Source organism: Laceyella sacchari (genome assembly GCF_004343255.1).
In the GTDB taxonomy this organism is placed as follows: domain Bacteria; phylum Bacillota; class Bacilli; order Thermoactinomycetales; family Thermoactinomycetaceae; genus Laceyella; species Laceyella sacchari.
The window spans coordinates 197,502-213,804 of sequence record NZ_SMDD01000003.1 but is presented as its reverse complement, the minus strand read 5'-3'; the positions used below and the strand labels follow the sequence as shown (position 1 = coordinate 213,804).

13 protein-coding genes are annotated in these 16,303 nt (G+C 53.2%); 9 read left to right on the top strand and 4 right to left on the bottom strand.

Features of this window, described 5'->3' with window-relative positions; all coding sequences use genetic code 11:
- Positions 1–89: 89 nt before the first annotated feature.
- From pyrR to pyrE, 8 genes are all read left to right on the top strand, one after another.
- On the top strand, positions 90–647 hold the full coding sequence (pyrR, locus tag EDC32_RS11330) for a bifunctional pyr operon transcriptional regulator/uracil phosphoribosyltransferase PyrR (protein WP_375163150.1): 558 nt from the start codon (positions 90–92) through the stop codon (positions 645–647).
- A 140-nt stretch (positions 648–787) separates the two neighbouring features.
- Complete coding sequence (gene uraA, locus EDC32_RS11325) at positions 788–2,155, top strand: uracil permease (RefSeq protein WP_132222307.1); 1,368 nt, start codon at positions 788–790, stop codon at positions 2,153–2,155.
- 62 nt (positions 2,156–2,217) lie between these two features.
- Positions 2,218–3,147, top strand: a complete 930-nt coding sequence (locus EDC32_RS11320) for an aspartate carbamoyltransferase catalytic subunit (protein WP_132222305.1) — start codon at positions 2,218–2,220, stop codon at positions 3,145–3,147.
- Positions 3,144–4,421, top strand: coding sequence for a dihydroorotase (locus EDC32_RS11315; protein WP_132222303.1), 1,278 nt, complete (start codon positions 3,144–3,146; stop codon positions 4,419–4,421). The genes EDC32_RS11320 and EDC32_RS11315 overlap by 4 nt, the downstream gene beginning before the upstream one ends.
- Before the next feature lie 34 nt (positions 4,422–4,455).
- A complete protein-coding gene (gene carA / locus EDC32_RS11310) occupies positions 4,456–5,550 on the top strand; it encodes a glutamine-hydrolyzing carbamoyl-phosphate synthase small subunit (RefSeq protein WP_054096034.1) in 1,095 nt (364 codons plus the stop codon).
- Positions 5,543–8,761, top strand: a complete 3,219-nt coding sequence (carB, locus tag EDC32_RS11305; protein ID WP_054096005.1) for a carbamoyl-phosphate synthase large subunit — start codon at positions 5,543–5,545, stop codon at positions 8,759–8,761. Before carA ends, carB begins: the two co-directional genes overlap by 8 nt.
- A gap of 22 nt (positions 8,762–8,783) precedes the next feature.
- A complete protein-coding gene (pyrF, locus tag EDC32_RS11300) occupies positions 8,784–9,500 on the top strand; it encodes an orotidine-5'-phosphate decarboxylase (RefSeq protein WP_132222301.1) in 717 nt (238 codons plus the stop codon).
- A gap of 12 nt (positions 9,501–9,512) precedes the next feature.
- On the top strand, positions 9,513–10,091 hold the full coding sequence (pyrE, locus tag EDC32_RS11295; RefSeq protein ID WP_022736428.1) for an orotate phosphoribosyltransferase: 579 nt from the start codon (positions 9,513–9,515) through the stop codon (positions 10,089–10,091).
- Between the two features lie 32 nt (positions 10,092–10,123).
- Here the strand turns inward: pyrE and EDC32_RS11290 are convergent, their stop codons facing one another.
- From EDC32_RS11290 to EDC32_RS11275, 4 genes are all read right to left on the bottom strand, one after another.
- The gene (locus tag EDC32_RS11290) at positions 10,124–10,543 is read right to left on the bottom strand and encodes a GNAT family N-acetyltransferase (RefSeq protein WP_022736427.1); all 420 of its coding nucleotides are present in this window, start codon (positions 10,541–10,543) and stop codon (positions 10,124–10,126) included.
- A gap of 54 nt (positions 10,544–10,597) precedes the next feature.
- Positions 10,598–11,284 carry an SdpI family protein gene (locus EDC32_RS11285; protein WP_132222299.1) on the bottom strand — a complete coding sequence of 229 codons (687 nt, stop codon included), beginning with the start codon at positions 11,282–11,284 and terminating at the stop codon, positions 10,598–10,600.
- Positions 11,242–11,514 carry an autorepressor SdpR family transcription factor gene (locus EDC32_RS11280; RefSeq protein WP_022736425.1) on the bottom strand — a complete coding sequence of 91 codons (273 nt, stop codon included), beginning with the start codon at positions 11,512–11,514 and terminating at the stop codon, positions 11,242–11,244. Before EDC32_RS11280 ends, EDC32_RS11285 begins: the two co-directional genes overlap by 43 nt.
- A 139-nt stretch (positions 11,515–11,653) precedes the next feature.
- On the bottom strand, positions 11,654–13,390 hold the full coding sequence (locus EDC32_RS11275; RefSeq protein ID WP_132222297.1) for an Rqc2 family fibronectin-binding protein: 1,737 nt from the start codon (positions 13,388–13,390) through the stop codon (positions 11,654–11,656).
- 97 nt (positions 13,391–13,487) lie between these two features.
- On the opposite strand from EDC32_RS11275, the gene EDC32_RS11270 reads away from it, so the two are divergent.
- Positions 13,488–16,295, top strand: coding sequence for a calcium-translocating P-type ATPase, SERCA-type (locus EDC32_RS11270; RefSeq protein WP_132222988.1), 2,808 nt, complete (start codon positions 13,488–13,490; stop codon positions 16,293–16,295).
- Positions 16,296–16,303 lie beyond the last annotated feature (8 nt).

The following is a 16,303-nucleotide window of genomic DNA, read 5'->3' as shown; positions in this document are numbered from 1 at the left end:
GGGCACGGTTTAATATGGGTGCAGTATGTCTTCCAGTGCTTCTTGTCCAGCGATGGCCAAGAAGCTTTTTTTGTGCCCTGTAAGATCAGATGAAAGAGGGGGAAACCGGTTTGGAAAAAGAAAAAGTGATTCTGGATGAAGCGGCGATCCGCAGGGCGCTAACCCGGATTGCCCATGAGATCTTGGAACGCAACAAGGGCATTGACCATTGCATCTTGGTCGGCATCAAGACTAGAGGAGCGTATCTCGCCCAGCGTTTGGCGGAACGGATTCACCACATCGAAGGAAAAACGATGCCGATCGGTGAATTGGACATCACCTTGTACCGGGATGATCTTACTGAAAAGCATGAGCATCCTCAAGTGAAAGAGACGGATGTGCCGGACATCACTGGCAAAAAAGTGATTTTAGTGGATGATGTACTCTACACGGGGCGCACCGTGCGGGCGGCGATGGATGCCTTGATCGACCGGGGCCGGCCGCAGATGATCCAGTTGGCGGTGCTGGTCGATCGCGGACATCGTGAGCTGCCGATCCGTCCCGATTACGTCGGCAAAAACGTGCCGACTTCCCGCACGGAGTTGGTATCTGTCTGCTTAAGTGAAGTGGATCAAGGAGAAGATCGGGTAAGCATTACAAATCGATAAGTAAGTCCCTTTTAATTCGGTCCCGTGAGGCCGGCAAAGGGAACGCGGAATTGCGCTGTCATTACAGGTATGCTGCGTCTCTTTGCCATGCGGGCGAAAGAGGCGCTTTTTTTATGGAACTGGAAAAGGAGTGGAGTGAGATGAAAGACAAGACAATACGAATGGATGTGCATGAACGTCCCGCATGGTATGAATGGATCATGCTCAGCTTTCAACATTTGTTTGCCATGTTTGGAGCAACGGTGTTGGTTCCGCTGTTGACTGGGATGAACCCGGCAGTCGCCCTCTTTACGAGCGGAGTGGGGACGCTTGCCTACATGATTGTGACCAGAGGGAAAATACCGGCTTATCTCGGTTCTTCATTTGCTTTCATCGTTCCCATCCTGACGGTCTCGCAAGGTGGCAAGAACATGGGGGAAGCGTTGTTCGGCTGTTTTGCGATCGGAATTATGTACGGGGTGGTCGCGCTGGTCGTCTACAAGTTTGGTATCAAGTGGCTTGACCACCTGTTGCCACCGGTGGTGATCGGTTCGGTGGTTATCGTGATCGGACTAGCCCTCGCTGGCACCGCGGTTGATATGGCTAGCCAAAAAGATGTGATTCAAAACATGCCGCAAACGGCGCAAGAATGGCAGAACATTCAAGGCACAATCAAAACTGTCGACCCGGAGCAGGGTACGGTGACGGTTCACACCTACTCGCTGGAGAACTTTTTGGTGGCTTTGGCTACTTTGGCCATCGCCATTGTTACCAGTATGTTTGGCAGGGGATTCCTCAATATCATCCCCATCTTGGCCGGGGTGGTCGGGGGATACCTGATCGCCATCGCGGCGGGCATGGTCGACTTTACGCCTGTGAAAGAAGCGGCATGGTTTGCGGTACCCGCATTCACCAAGCCGGTTGTATCCTGGCATGCGGTGTTGGTGATGCTGCCGGTTACGCTGGTGGTGCTGGCCGAACATATCGGGCACCTGATTGTAACAGGGAACATCATGGATCGGGACTTGACTCGCGATCCCGGATTGCACCGCTCCCTGTTGGGTGATGGCATTGCGGTGAGTGCGGCGGCTTTGATTGGTGGCCCTCCCTCCACGACTTATGGGGAAAATATCGGTGTTATGGCGATCACTCGCGTGTTCAGTGTCTGGGTGATCGGGGGCGCAGCGGTGCTGGCTATGAGCTTTGCCTTCATTGGGAAATTGTCCGCGCTCATCCAAACCATCCCCACCCCGGTTATGGGTGGTGTATCGATCCTCTTGTTCGGCATCATCGCCTCAGCGGGCTTGCGCATGCTGATTGAACACCGGATCGACCTGGGAGAACGGCGCAATCTGGTCATCGCAGCAGTCGTACTGGTGATCGGCATTGGCGGTGCGGTTCTGCGCTTTGCCGACATCCATTTGGAGTTGGAAGGAATGGCGCTCGCGACAGTGGTAGGGATTGTGCTCAATGCAATCTTGCCGCGGCAACAAAGGCAAGCGGGTGCGCAAGAAGCGGAAGTAGCTTAAATGTGTAACTACAAGTTGGGGGCGTTTGCTACCCGCCACATTGACAGAAAGAGGGAGATCAGATGGCGTTGATGACGCAGGAGTGGAAACGGGAACATTTGCTGGATACGAGCCAGCTCACCCTGAATGAGTTGAAAGCCATTTTGGCCCGCGCCCGGTATTGGGAAGAAAATTGGCGTCCGGGCATGGGGCCATACCGCGGCCGGTTCGCAGCTAATTTGTTCTTTGAGCCCAGCACCCGCACACGGTTTTCTTTTGAAGTGGCTGAGAAAAAGCTGGGAATGGAAGTGGTAAACTTCACCCCTGACGTTTCTAGCACCGCCAAGGGAGAATCCCTGTATGATACCGTCAAAACCTTAGCAAGCCTTGGGGTGGAAGTGGCCGTTATTCGGCACTCTGATCCGGAGCAAATGAAAGCTCTGGCAAGGCAAGAAGTAGGTTGCAAAATCCTAAATGCTGGGGCGGGTCATTGGGCCCATCCCACCCAAGCGCTGTTGGATTTGTACACGATGCTCAAACATTTTGGCGACTTGTCCGGCAAGACGGTGGCGATTGTGGGGGACATCGCCCACAGCCGTGTAGTGCACTCCAACATGTGGAGTTTGAAGCGGTTCGGCGCCCATGTGATCTTGAGCGGTCCGCAAGCGATGCGCGACCGTGACTGTGAACGGGAAGCTCCCTATGTGCCGTTTGAAGATGCGTTGCAGACGGCGGATGTGGTCATGATGCTAAGGGTGCAACTGGAACGGCATCAAGAAAAGTTGTTCACATCCAAGCAGGACTACCATGAACGATATGGATTGACACTTCAGCGTCTTCGCTTGATGAAGCCCGAAGCAATCATCATGCATCCGGGCCCGTTTAACCGAGGCGTAGAAGTGGCCGATGAAGTGGTTGAACATCCGCGGTCGAAAATTTTTGAACAGAAATCGAACGGTGTGTGGATTCGCATGGCGGTACTGGAACACGCACTGGAGGGGGAGAAAGCATGAAACGGATCATCAAAAACGGATGTTTGCTCGACCTGCAGACGGGAACGATAAATAAACGCGATATCCTGATTGACAACGGCTTGATTCAAACGATAGCAGAGAATGTGAGCGATCCTGAAGCGGAAGTGATCGATGTTGCCGGCAAATTGGTCGTTCCGGGATTGATCGACATGCACGTTCACTTTCGTGAACCCGGGTTTGAGAAGAAGGAAACGATTGCGACGGGTAGCGCGGCCGCGGCCAAAGGCGGTTTCACCACGGTGGCCTGCATGCCGAACACCCGGCCAGTGATCGATTCGCCGGAGACGGTGCGGCAAGTGTTAAGCCGTGCCCAAGAGGCTGGATTGGCGCGAGTGCTCGTCTACGGTGCGATCACCGTGCGAGAACTGGGCCAAGAGTTGACAGACATGGAAGGATTGAAAGAAGCTGGTGTGTTTGCGGTTACGGATGACGGAGTTGGGGTGCAAAGCAGCCGCATGATGAAAGAAGCGATGCGCCGCGCTCACAGTCTGGGGTTGCCGGTGGTCGCTCATTGCGAAGACGACACGTTGGCCAAAGGAGGCTCAGTCCATCAGGGGGTATTTGCTGCCAAGCACGGTTTGAAAGGTATCCCTTCCGAAGCGGAGGCGATCCATGTCGGACGTGACATCTTGTTGGCGGAAGACATCGGAGTTCACTACCATGTGTGCCACATCAGCGCTGAGCAATCCGTACGCTTGGTACGGGAAGCGAAACAGCGTGGGCAAAAAGTGACGGCAGAAGTGACGCCTCATCACTTGCTGCTGTGTGACGAAGATATACCGGAACCCAATGCGATGTGGAAGATGAATCCGCCGCTCAGATCCAAGCAAGACCGGCAGGCCCTGATTGAAGGCTTGAAGGATGGCACGATCGACATCATTGCCACCGACCATGCGCCCCACACCAGTGAAGAGAAAGCGTGGGACATGGAGAAAGCGCCGTTCGGTATCGTCGGCTTGGAGACGGCTTTCCCTCTCCTGTACACCCACTTGGTGCAAAAAGGGGTGTTAACCCTGGCGGAGCTGGTGGACAAAATGACGCGGAAACCGGCTGAGATCTTCGGTTTGCCGTATGGGGAATTGGCTGTCGGCAAACCGGCGGATGTAACGGTGATCGATCTGGAAGCGGAACGGGAGATCGACCCAACCACATTTAAGTCACTGGGCCGAAACACACCCTTCGCCGGTTGGAAGGTAAAAGGATGGCCGGTTTTGACCCTGCTCGAGGGTGAAATCACTTGGCGGGAGATCTGAGCTTGCGCTGGCATGACAAGGAGGAGATGAAATGATGAAAGCAAGATTGCTTTTGGAAGATGGAACATTATTTACCGGCACTTCGTTCGGCGCTGAAGGGAACTCCCTGGGAGAAGTTGTTTTCAACACCAGCATGACCGGATATCAGGAGATATTGACCGACCCCTCTTATTGTGGGCAGATCATCACAATGACCTATCCTTTGATCGGCAATTACGGGATTTCCCGGGATGATAATGAATCGCTCCGCCCGTACGCCCATGGTTTGGTAGTGCGGGAAATCGCCGAGTATGCCAGCAATTGGCGCAATGAAATGCCGCTTTCCACCTTTTTAAAGGAATATGGCATCATCGGGATCGCTGGCATTGACACGCGCATGCTGACGCGCAAGTTGCGCCAGAGCGGAGTGATGAAGGGCATTATCACTACCGGGGATGAGACGATTGAAGCGCTGATGGAGCAGATGGGCACACCGCTGATGCGCGATCAGGTCGCCCGCGTGAGCACCAAGAGCATCCACATTGCGCCAAGCTATGGCAAACGCGTGGTGTTGGTTGACTTCGGAGCCAAGCACAATATCCAACGCGAGTTGGTAGAACGGGGTTGTGAAGTGATCTCCGTGCCGTACAACACGCCAGCAGAAGAGATTCTCCGCTTCCGCCCCGACGGGATCATGCTTTCCAATGGCCCTGGAGACCCCAAAGATGTGCCAGAAGCGATCACCATGATCGGCAAACTGTTGGGGAAAGTGCCAATGTTCGGCATCTGTTTGGGGCATCAGCTGTTCGCCTTGGCCTGTGGAGCGGATACGGTAAAAATGAAGTTCGGCCATCGCGGTGGCAATCATCCGGTCAAAGAATTGGCGACGGGCCGCACAGTCATCACCTCGCAAAACCATGGGTATGCCGTCAATCCGGAGTCATTGAAGGGCACCGGGTTGGAAATCAGCCATATCGCCTTGAACGATGGTACCGTGGAAGGGTTGGTGCACCAGTCGCATCCGGCTTTCTCAGTGCAGTACCACCCCGAATCGGCGCCCGGTCCGCTTGATTCCGGATACTTGTTTGACCGATTTGTCGAAATGATGGATACGTTCGCCGCGCGGAAGGGAGAGGGAGTCCATGCCTAAAGATCCAACACTGAAGAAAATTCTCGTCATCGGTTCTGGGCCGATTGTTATCGGGCAGGCGGCCGAGTTTGACTATGCCGGTACGCAAGCATGCCAAGCGTTAAAAGAAGAAGGGCTGGAAGTGGTTCTGGTAAATAGCAATCCAGCCACGATCATGACTGACACCAACATGGCTGATCGGGTGTATATTGAACCGCTCACCGCTGAGTTCATTACGCAAGTGATTCGCAAGGAGCGGCCAGACGGCTTGTTGCCGACGTTGGGCGGGCAAACGGGACTTAACCTGGCGGTCGAATTGGCGAAGCAAGGGGTGCTGGAACGAGAAGGTGTACGCCTGTTGGGGACTGACCTCCGAGCCATCACCAATGCCGAAGATCGCGACTTGTTCCGCAGTTTGATGAATGAATTAAATGAGCCAGTGCCAGAAAGCGTGATTGTCCAATCTGTTGAAGAAGCGGTGAACTTCGCCGAAGAAACGGGTTACCCCGTGATCGTGCGCCCCGCATACACCCTTGGCGGAACCGGTGGCGGGATCGCCCACACCGAAGCGGAATTGCGGGAGATCGTCGATAACGGCTTACGCTACAGCCCAATCAGCCAATGCCTGATCGAGAAAAGCATCGCTGGGTATAAAGAGATCGAATATGAAGTGATGCGGGATGCCAATGATAACTGCATCGTCGTCTGTAACATGGAAAACTTCGATCCGGTCGGTGTGCATACGGGAGATAGCATTGTGTTTGCGCCAAGCCAAACCTTGTCCGACCGCGAATACCACATGTTGCGCACGTCTGCGCTCAAGATTATTCGCTCTCTGAATATTCAAGGGGGATGCAACGTGCAGTTTGCACTTGATCCGCACTCCTTCCAGTACTATGTGATCGAAGTGAACCCGCGCGTGAGCCGCTCCTCCGCGCTGGCATCGAAAGCGACGGGTTACCCGATTGCGCGGATCGCAGCCAAAATCGCCATCGGTTATACCTTGGATGAACTGAAAAATCCGGTGACCGGTGAGACCTACGCTTGCTTTGAGCCGACCTTGGATTATGTGGTGAGCAAAATCCCGCGCTGGCCGTTTGATAAATTCGTATCGGCCAACCGCAAGTTGGGTACGCAGATGAAGGCAACGGGCGAAGTGATGGCGATCGGGCGCACCTTGGAGGAATCGTTGTTAAAAGCGGTTCGGTCGCTGGAAATCGGTTTGGATCACATCGCGTTGCCAGACGCAGGGCAACTTGACGATGCCACCTTGCGCGAGCGGATTCGCGTGGCCGATGATGAACGCCTCTTCCTCTTGGGAGAATGGTTCCGCAGAGGGCACACGTTGGAGGAGGCGCATCAACTCAGCAAAATCGACCGCTTCTTCTTGCACAAACTGGAACGGATCGTCAAACTGGAGCAGCAAGTGGCCGTAGCAGAGGTTTTGGATGTGGATCTGCTCCATGCGGCCAAACGCATGGGCTTCACGGATAAAACCATCGGCCGCCTGCGCAACCAATCTGAGAAAGAGATCCGCACCTTGCGTTTGACGCATGGCCTACAGCCAGTATACAAAATCGTGGACACGTGTGCAGCCGAGTTTGAAGCGGAAACCCCTTACTACTACTCCACTTATGAACAAGAAGATGAAGTGCGTAAATCTGAGAAAAAGAGCATCGTCGTGCTGGGCTCCGGACCGATCCGCATCGGGCAAGGGGTGGAGTTCGATTATGCTACTGTGCATGCGATCTGGGCCATCCGGGCTGCGGGATATGAAGCGGTGATTATCAACAATAACCCGGAGACGGTATCGACTGACTTCAACACTTCGGATCGCCTGTACTTTGAACCGCTTTACAAAGAAGATGTGCTCAACATCATCGAAAAAGAAAATCCCCTTGGCGTGATCGTGCAATTTGGGGGGCAAACTGCTCTCAATCTGGCGCGTGATCTGCGGGAAGAAGGCATTAAGATATTGGGAACCTCCTTGGAAGAGATCGACCGAGCCGAAGACCGCAAGAAATTTGAAAAGCTGCTGAACGATACCCAAATCGCTCAACCGCCGGGCGCGGCAGTTACTTCTGTCGAAGAAGCGGCCCAAGTGGCAACCCGCCTTGGCTATCCTGTGCTCGTGCGCCCATCCTATGTCTTGGGTGGACGCGCGATGGAGATTGTCTACAGCGAAAGCGAACTGCGCTCTTATATGGAAGTGGCGGTACAGGTCAATCCGGAACATCCGGTACTGATCGACCGGTACTTGCTCGGTAAAGAGTTGGAAGTGGACGCCATCTGCGATGGTGAAGACGTGCTGATCCCGGGCATTATGGAACATATTGAACGGGCCGGGGTACACTCTGGCGACTCGATTGCTGTCTACCCACCGCAATCCATCACACCGGAACAAAAGGCGCGGGTGATCGAGATCACGACGCAAATCGCCAAATCATTGCATACCAAAGGATTGATCAATATCCAGTTTGTCCTCTTCAAAGGCGACATCTATGTGCTGGAAGTGAATCCGCGCGCTTCTCGGACTGTGCCGTTCTTGAGCAAAGTGACCGGCATCCCGATGGCGCAAGTGGCTACCCGGATCATGTTGGGCGAGTCACTCCAAGAGCAGGGGTATGCCAACGGCTTGTGGCCGGAAAGCAAGGAAGTGGCGGTGAAAGTGCCGGTCTTCTCCTTCGCGAAGTTGCGCCGCGTCGATATCACGCTGGGACCGGAAATGAAATCAACCGGCGAAGTGATGGGACGGGATCGCGATTATGCCCGCGCGGTGTACAAAGGGCTATTGGCGGCAGGCATCTCCTTGCCCCGTTTTGGTACGGTGGTGGCGACCATCGGGGACAAAGAGAAAGAGGAAGCCGTTTCGCTCATGAGACGGTTCCATCAGCTGGGATACAAGATCGTCTGCACCAGTGGAACGGCGGACATCTTGGAAGCGGCGGGCCTGCCGGTTGAGCGTGTGAACAAATTGCGAGAGGGCTCCCCACACATTCTGGACTTGATTCGCCAAGGCAAAGCGGACTTGGTAGTCAACACTTGGACGCGTGGGCGTACACCGGAACGGGATGGGTTCCGGATCCGGCGTGAAGCGGTAGAGAACGGCATCGCCTGCCTTACCTCGCTGGATACGGTCGAAGCGCTGTTAATCACATTGGAGTCGATTCACATGAGCGCAGACCCGATTGGCCAACCTGCTGTCGGCGCCCGCTCGGCAGTCTTGGTTTAGGGCGAAAGGGGAGAGAGTGGACATGGTAGTGGACGAACGCATTTTCATTGCCTTGGATTATCCGGGAGCAAAGGAAGCGGAACGGCTGTTGGCACATTGGGCGGGCACAGCCAAGCCGGCCATCAAGGTGGGGTACCAACTGTTTTACGCGGTTGGCCCCCAGTGGGTGGCGGCCCGCAAAGAGGAAGGGTACACCGTTTTTTTGGATTTGAAATTGCATGATATCCCCAACACGGTTGCCAAAGGTGTGGAATCGCTCAGCAGTTTGGGGGTTGATTTTCTCACGCTCCATGCCAGTGGCGGCCGAGCCATGATCTCGGCGGCGCGGGAGATGGCTGAGAAGAAAAGCGGAGTGGAAGGACGCATGCGTTTGCTCAGCGTGACGCAACTAACTAGCACGGATCAAGCGATAATGAATCAGGAAATCGGCATTCCCGGTACGGTGAAGGAGTCTGTGACGCATTATGCGAGGTTGGCTTACGAAGCAGGAGCAGACGGGGTGATTTGTTCGGCTCATGAGGCTGGCGATGTGAAGGCAGTAACTGGCTCTCAGTTCTTGGCGGTTACGCCGGGGATTCGCCCCGCCGGAGTGAACGCAGATGACCAAAAACGGATTATGACGCCAAGCGGGGCCATCCAGCGTGGAGCGGACTACTTGGTGGTCGGGCGGGCAATCACTACGGCAACTGATCCGAAGCGGGCTTATGAAGCCATTGTGGCAGAAATCAACCAAGGATAGGGAGAGGTTTAGATGAGTTGGTCTTTGCAAGAAGCGATTGAACGGACAAGCGTATTGAAAGAGGGGCATTTCTTGCTTTCTTCTGGACGCCATAGCGCCCAATATATGCAATGTGCGCAACTGTTGCAATACCCTCATGACGCGGGCAAGGCAGGCGAAGCAATCGCGGAGCTGTTCCGCGACGAAGCCATCGATGTGGTGGTCGGTCCGGCTCTGGGCGGGGTGATCATCGCCCATGAAGTGGCGAGGGCACTCGGAGTACGCTGCCTGTTTACGGAACGCAAAGAGGGTGTCATGGAAATGCGGCGCGGGTTTGCGGTGAAGCCAGGTGAACGCGTTTTGGTCATTGAAGATGTGGTGACAACGGGTGGGTCGGTTAAAGAAGTGATCGCCCTGTTGGAAGAAATGCAGGCGGAGGTCGTGGCGGTTGGCTCCATCGTGGACCGGACGGGCGGACATAATCCATTTGCCTGTCCGTACCGCGCACTGACAGAAATTAAGATTGAGAGCTATACTCCGGAAGAATGTCCGCTTTGCCGGGAGGGCATCCCCGTAGTTAAACCGGGTAGCCGCACCCCGGCCAAAGGATGAGAGGGTAGCAAAGGAGCGGCGAGCAGCAGTTATTAGGCCGGCGATGACAAATCGCTGGCTTTTTTGTGTTGAAACAGCCAGGTGCCTGTGTCTTTGCGCACATCCGTGCCACGGTCGGTAAGCAGGTCGCGGGCGCAGAGGAGATGGATGATTTCCACTTGCTTCAATTCCTTTAGCAAATGGTTGATTAACTTCTGGCCGATGCGGGTTTGAGGATAGCGCTTGTCTACCACCACCTCTTTAATGTATGCACACAGGCGTCCAACTGTTACCGCCCGGGAGAAGCCAATCAATTGCTGGTCTGCCCAGACTCCGACTGTAAGCCCTTCTTGGAGCATGAGTTCGGTCTGGGCGATGGTACGGGCATCGGCTGCGGCTTGCTGGTTGCAGAGGGACAAGATAGCGGCAGGGGAGATCGGGCGTTCATGATGAAAGGCGATTTGGATACTCATATAAATCCTCTCCTTATAAATGGATGAAATAGGGGAAAGATAGCTCTTTCCCGGTTAAGTTCTGTTATGTTTGTACAAACGATAGGAGTACCAGTAAATGATAGCCAAGCCAATGATGATGGCGGCAAACGGCAGGATGGATCTAAGCGGTACTGGCAAGAAGAGGCTGATGATCATAAGCAAACCGATGAAGAATAACACCTTGCCGCCAAACCGGTGGGTGAGTCGCCAATTGTCTTCAGACGTGATGGACCACGGTGTGCGGATACCGAAAAAAAACGTTTGTCGCACTTGCGGCAGGTAATTGCCTATCGCCATTAACAGAATGCCGATCAGCAATTGGATGAGGAGAGGGATATTTATCGGATAACCCAAGGTGATCGCTAAGATGGATAAGAACACGGCGCACAAGACAACGGTGGAATACAAGAGCAAGATGGAATATGCTTTGCTATGCATGACATAACGGTCGCGGCGTGGGTCCCAGTTGGGCAGGAAGGTGAGTAACAGATTTATGCCCAAGGGTATGAGGCCGAATAGTAGCAGCATGTTTTTTGAACCGTATCTGTCGATTTGTCCTTTGATATTCCAGTGCAAGGGCACCCGGTCTGGCAACAGGTCATGGCAGTACAGGAAGACTCCCAACGTTACAAGGGCGATGGCCCAGGATAAGATAAGATATGGTTTGTGCAAATGTTTCATGGTGTTTCGTTCCCCTTTCCGCTCACATTGATGAGCCATGTGATCACATCCTGAAACACGGTGGTGTTGAGGGAATACACGATGTATTGGCCTTTCTTTTCGGACATGACCAAGTCAGCGCTTTTCAGGATGTTCAGGTGGTTGCTGATAGATGGTTTAGAGATATCGAAGTGATCTGCGATTTCTCCTGCAGTCAGATCCCCTTTTTTCAGCAAATCCAAGATTTGACGGCGGGTGGGATCTGCTAACGCTTTAAAGACGGTGTTCACTTTTCACACTCCGTTAGATAATTAGATAATTAACTAAATAACTTATGATCTAACTATATCATGAGTGGATAAATAAAACAAGAGAGGAAGGTGCCCGGTTTTTGCGCATAAATAAAGCCCCAGCCAACATTTGCGTTGGTTAGGGCTTGGCTTGCTTCATCTTGCTTTTTTCCGTTTGCAACAACTGCTTGATCGTATCTTCGTCTGGTGTGACGTAAATGGTCTGCTGTTGTTCATAGATCACGAAGCCGGGCCGGGCGCCTGACGGTTTTTTCACATGCTTGATCAGTGTGAAGTCCACGGGTACTTGGCTGGATTCTCGCGCTTTGCTGTAATAGGCAGCCAACATCGCCGCTTCCATCAGGGTTTCTTCGCTGACTGTTTTGGCACGGATCACCACATGGGAGCCGGGAATGTCTTTCGTATGCAACCAAGTGTCGGTCGCGCGTGCCAACTGGTGCGTCAGATAATCATTTTGCTTGTTGTTTTTTCCAATCAGAATGGTGGTGCCGTCTGAGGCTTGAACGGCAAGCGGAGCCGGAACCTCTTTTTTCTTCCTCTGATTTTTTTTCGGTTGAGCTCTGAGCCAGCCTTCTTCCACCAACTCCTCACGAATTTGTTCTACTTCCCGCAGGGTTGAGTTTTCTAACTGTACCAATACTGACTCCAAGTAAGCTTTATCCTGTTTGGCTTTTTCGATTTGCTCTGCGTTCCATTTTTTAGCCGCTTTCAGCTTGTTGTACTTTTTGAAATAGCGTTGCGCGTTTTCGGCAGGGGTTAACAACGGGTCTAACGCAATGGTTGTTTCCGGCGCTCCTTCTTCATAATAGTTAACTACGCGGACTTCCGTGTCGCCCCGCTTGATTTGATGCATGTAAGAAGTGATCAGTTCCCCGCGGATGCGCCAAATATCCGCTTGGTCGGCTGAGGCTAGTTCGTCTGTTAAAATAGTGATTTTCTTTTCGTGTTTGTCAATTTCGTTTTTCAATTTGCGGATCAAGTCGACGGTTTGTTGCCGCACTCGGTCTCGCTCCGCTTTGCCGAAAAAAAAGTGTTCCAAACATGCGCTCATCGTCGGGTAGCTTTTGGCTTCCCCTGTCACATGGGTCAACGGCCACAAAGAGAAGAAGCTCTTGTCGGCTGTTTTCGTGATGGTGGGTGCATACTGGTGTCTCCTTGCTTTGTCCATCACTTCGTCAAATGCGCGCCATAACTGGTCACGGGTGGCCATCCCAGCCATGTGGATGATTTCTTTGGCGATCAAAGGACCTAAGCCGGTGAATCGTGCTACCATCTGTTTGTCCAGGCGGCCGCTATTGTAATCGAAACCGGCAATAAATGCTTCATGGCCGATGGATAACGGATCGGCCTTGTCTTGGGCTGGTGGAGCTACATAAGCCGCGCCAGGGTAGATTTGGCGATGCTGGCTGACGGCGTGGCCAACCCGTTTGATTCCGTCGATAATCGTATGGGTGGCGGGGTCGATTAGGATGATGTTGCTGTGTCTCCCCATGATCTCGATGATGAGACGCCGTGTCACTTCATCCCCCAATTCGTCGCGGGAACGGAAATCGAAATGGATAATCCGTTCCATGCCCACTTGTTTAATCGCTTCGACAATCCCACCTTCACTGTGCTTGCGCAGAAGCATGCAGAACATGGGCGGCTCCGGGGGATTCTCCTGTGGAATGTCCGTCAACTGCACCCGTGCGTATGCGGGATGTGCGGATAAGAGCAATTTATGGTTTTTTCCTTGCGAGCGGATGTGCAGTACCAATTCCGCCTCGCCCGGTTGATAAACTTTTGTGATCCGTCCACCAATCAATCCCTGTAATTCGTGCGTAATTGCATGCGTAACCAATCCATCAAATGACATGATTCGTTCATCCTTTTCTTTTTCATACCATCCATTGTATCACAAATTGCGGGAGAGCTTGCCAGGGTATAACAACGGGATGCCGCTTTTTTGTTTCATGTTTGCGTGCTTGTCTGAATACATTGTTCAAAGAAGAGTGGACAAAGGGGGAAGAACGTTGTCAGAACGAGCTCGTTGGGTGGATTGGGAAGTCGAGCGAGTGGCTGCTCATTTCAAAGTGGATCTTGCAAGCGGACTCAGCGACAAAGAGGCCAAAGAGCGGTTGAAGCAAGTCGGTCCCAACCAGCTGGCTGAAGGGGAAAAAGCCTCCTGGTTGTCGTTGTTTATCGAGCAATTTAAAGATTTCATGGTGTTGGTGCTGTTGATCGCCACGCTGATCTCGGGATTGCTGGGGGAATATACGGATGCGATAGCTATTATCGCCATTGTGCTCTTGAATGCCGTATTGGGTTTTATTCAGGAGATGCGTGCGGAAAAGTCGCTCAGCGCGCTGAAAAAGTTATCCGCACCGACAGCAAAAGTGTTGCGTGAGGGCGAATGGAAGCGGGTGGATGCTTCTCAACTGGTGCCCGGAGATGTGATCATGTTAGAAAGCGGGGATCGTATCCCAGCGGATGTCCGGTTCGCACAAACAGAAGGATTGTATGTGGAAGAATCAGCGTTGACCGGTGAATCGGTGCCGGTGACCAAGCAGTCTTCCAGCTTGCCTCGCGCCGAAGTGGCATTGGGTGACCGCAAGAACATGGGGTATATGGGTACCATGGTAGTGCGCGGGAACGGCTTGGGGATTGTTGTTCACACCGGCATGGCGACAGAAATGGGGCGGATCGCGCACCTTTTGGAAAACACCGAGACGATGGACACGCCGCTGAAACGACGGTTGGAGCAGTTGGGCAAAGTGCTGATCGTGGTTGCTTTGCTGTTGACGGCTTTAGTTGTGTTCACGGGCATTTTGCACGGCCATGATGCGTACAAGATGTTTTTGGCTGGGGTGTCTCTGGCAGTGGCCGCTATCCCTGAAGGATTGCCTGCGATTGTCACCATTGCGCTCGCACTTGGCGTGCAACGGATGATTAAGCGGCGAGCGATTGTCAGGAAGCTGCCTTCTGTCGAAACTCTTGGTTGCGCCACGGTGATTTGTTCGGACAAGACGGGGACGCTGACGCAAAACAAGATGAGCGTCACCCATCTATGGGCGGATGGCAAACGGATACAGGTAAGTGGGAGCGGGTATGTACCAGAAGGGGAATTTCAAGCCGATGGCGCCACTGTGAAAGTGGAGAAGGAGCCCGCTTTGCGGCGGTTGCTGGAAGTAGCAGCTTTATGTAATAACGCCCAGCTGATACAAAAAACAGAGAAAAACGGCTTGCTCAAGAAGTCGGAAGCGTGGGTGGTTAACGGCGATCCGACCGAAGGGGCGCTGTTGGTTGCGGCGGCCAAGGCGGGACTCGACAAAGAGCACCTGGCTGGGGAATGGGAAAGGATCAAAGAGCTTCCCTTTGATTCAGAACGGAAGATGATGTCAGTCATTCTGGAGAACAAAAGCAAAGGGCGCGTGGTGTTTAGCAAAGGTGCTCCCGATGTGTTGCTGACAAAATGTACCCATCTGTTGGAGCAGGGGCGCAAAGTGCCGTTGACCGAAGCCAAGCGGGAACAGATTCTGCGCCACAACGAGGAATTGGCAAGCATGGCTTTGCGCAACTTGGGCTTCGCTTACCGGGAATTGGATAGTCGGCATACAACCCTGAAGGAAGAGCAGTACGAGCAGCAATTGGTTTTTGTCGGCTTGGCGGGGATGATCGACCCTCCACGGGCGGAAGTGAAAGAAGCGATCAACGTTTGCCGGAAAGCGGGAATCAAAACGGTGATGATCACAGGCGACCACCAGACTACGGCAGTAGCCATTGCGCGGGAACTGGGAATCAAGCGCCCACAGGGTTTGACACTCACCGGACAAGATCTCTACAATATGAGTGATGATGAATTTCAAAAGAAAGTAAATGACGTCGATGTATATGCTCGTGTTTCGCCGGAACACAAATTGCGGATTGTGAAAGCATTGCAACAGGCGGGCCAAGTAGTGGCGATGACAGGGGATGGGGTGAATGACGCTCCGGCCATCAAATCGGCTGATATCGGTATCGCCATGGGTATTACCGGAACGGATGTCTCCAAAGAAGCTTCCTCCCTAATCCTGGCAGATGACAACTTTTCAACGATCGTGGCAGCGGTGGAGGAAGGAAGGAACATCTATGAAAACATCCGCAAATTCATCAGTTATTTGCTGGCGAGCAACGTAGGCGAGATTTTGATTATGTTTTTGGCTATGTTGGCCGGTTTACCTTTGCCGCTGGTGCCCATTCAGATCTTGTGGGTTAACTTGGTGACCGATGGCTTGCCTGCAATGGCGCTCGGTATTGACCCGGCCGAGGAAGATACCATGGTGCGTTCGCCGCGCAACAGCCGTGAAAGTGTGTTTGCGCGCGGTGTGGGCTGGAAGATCGTGACGCGAGGGCTCTTGATCGGAGCGTGTTCGTTGATGGCTTTTTGGGTTACTTACTTAGAGACGCCGGACGATTTGGTGCGGGCGCAGACGGTTGCCTTCGCTACATTGGTGTTCGCCCAGCTGATCTATGTATTTGATTGCCGTAGCCAAGGGACGATATTCCAACGCACTCCGCTGGACAATCTGCCGCTGGTATTGGCGGTGCTGTCATCCGCTGTCCTGTTGTTGGCAGTGATTTATTATCCGCCGTTACAGCCCGTATTCCATACGGTTTCGCTCGGTGTGCGCGAGTGGATTTTGGTTATAGTTACATCGACGCTTCCTGTCATATTGGCGGGCATCCTTGACTTGCTCCGCCCCATGGCCAGACGTACCCAAAGAATGATGCACAGCTCATGACCTGAGAG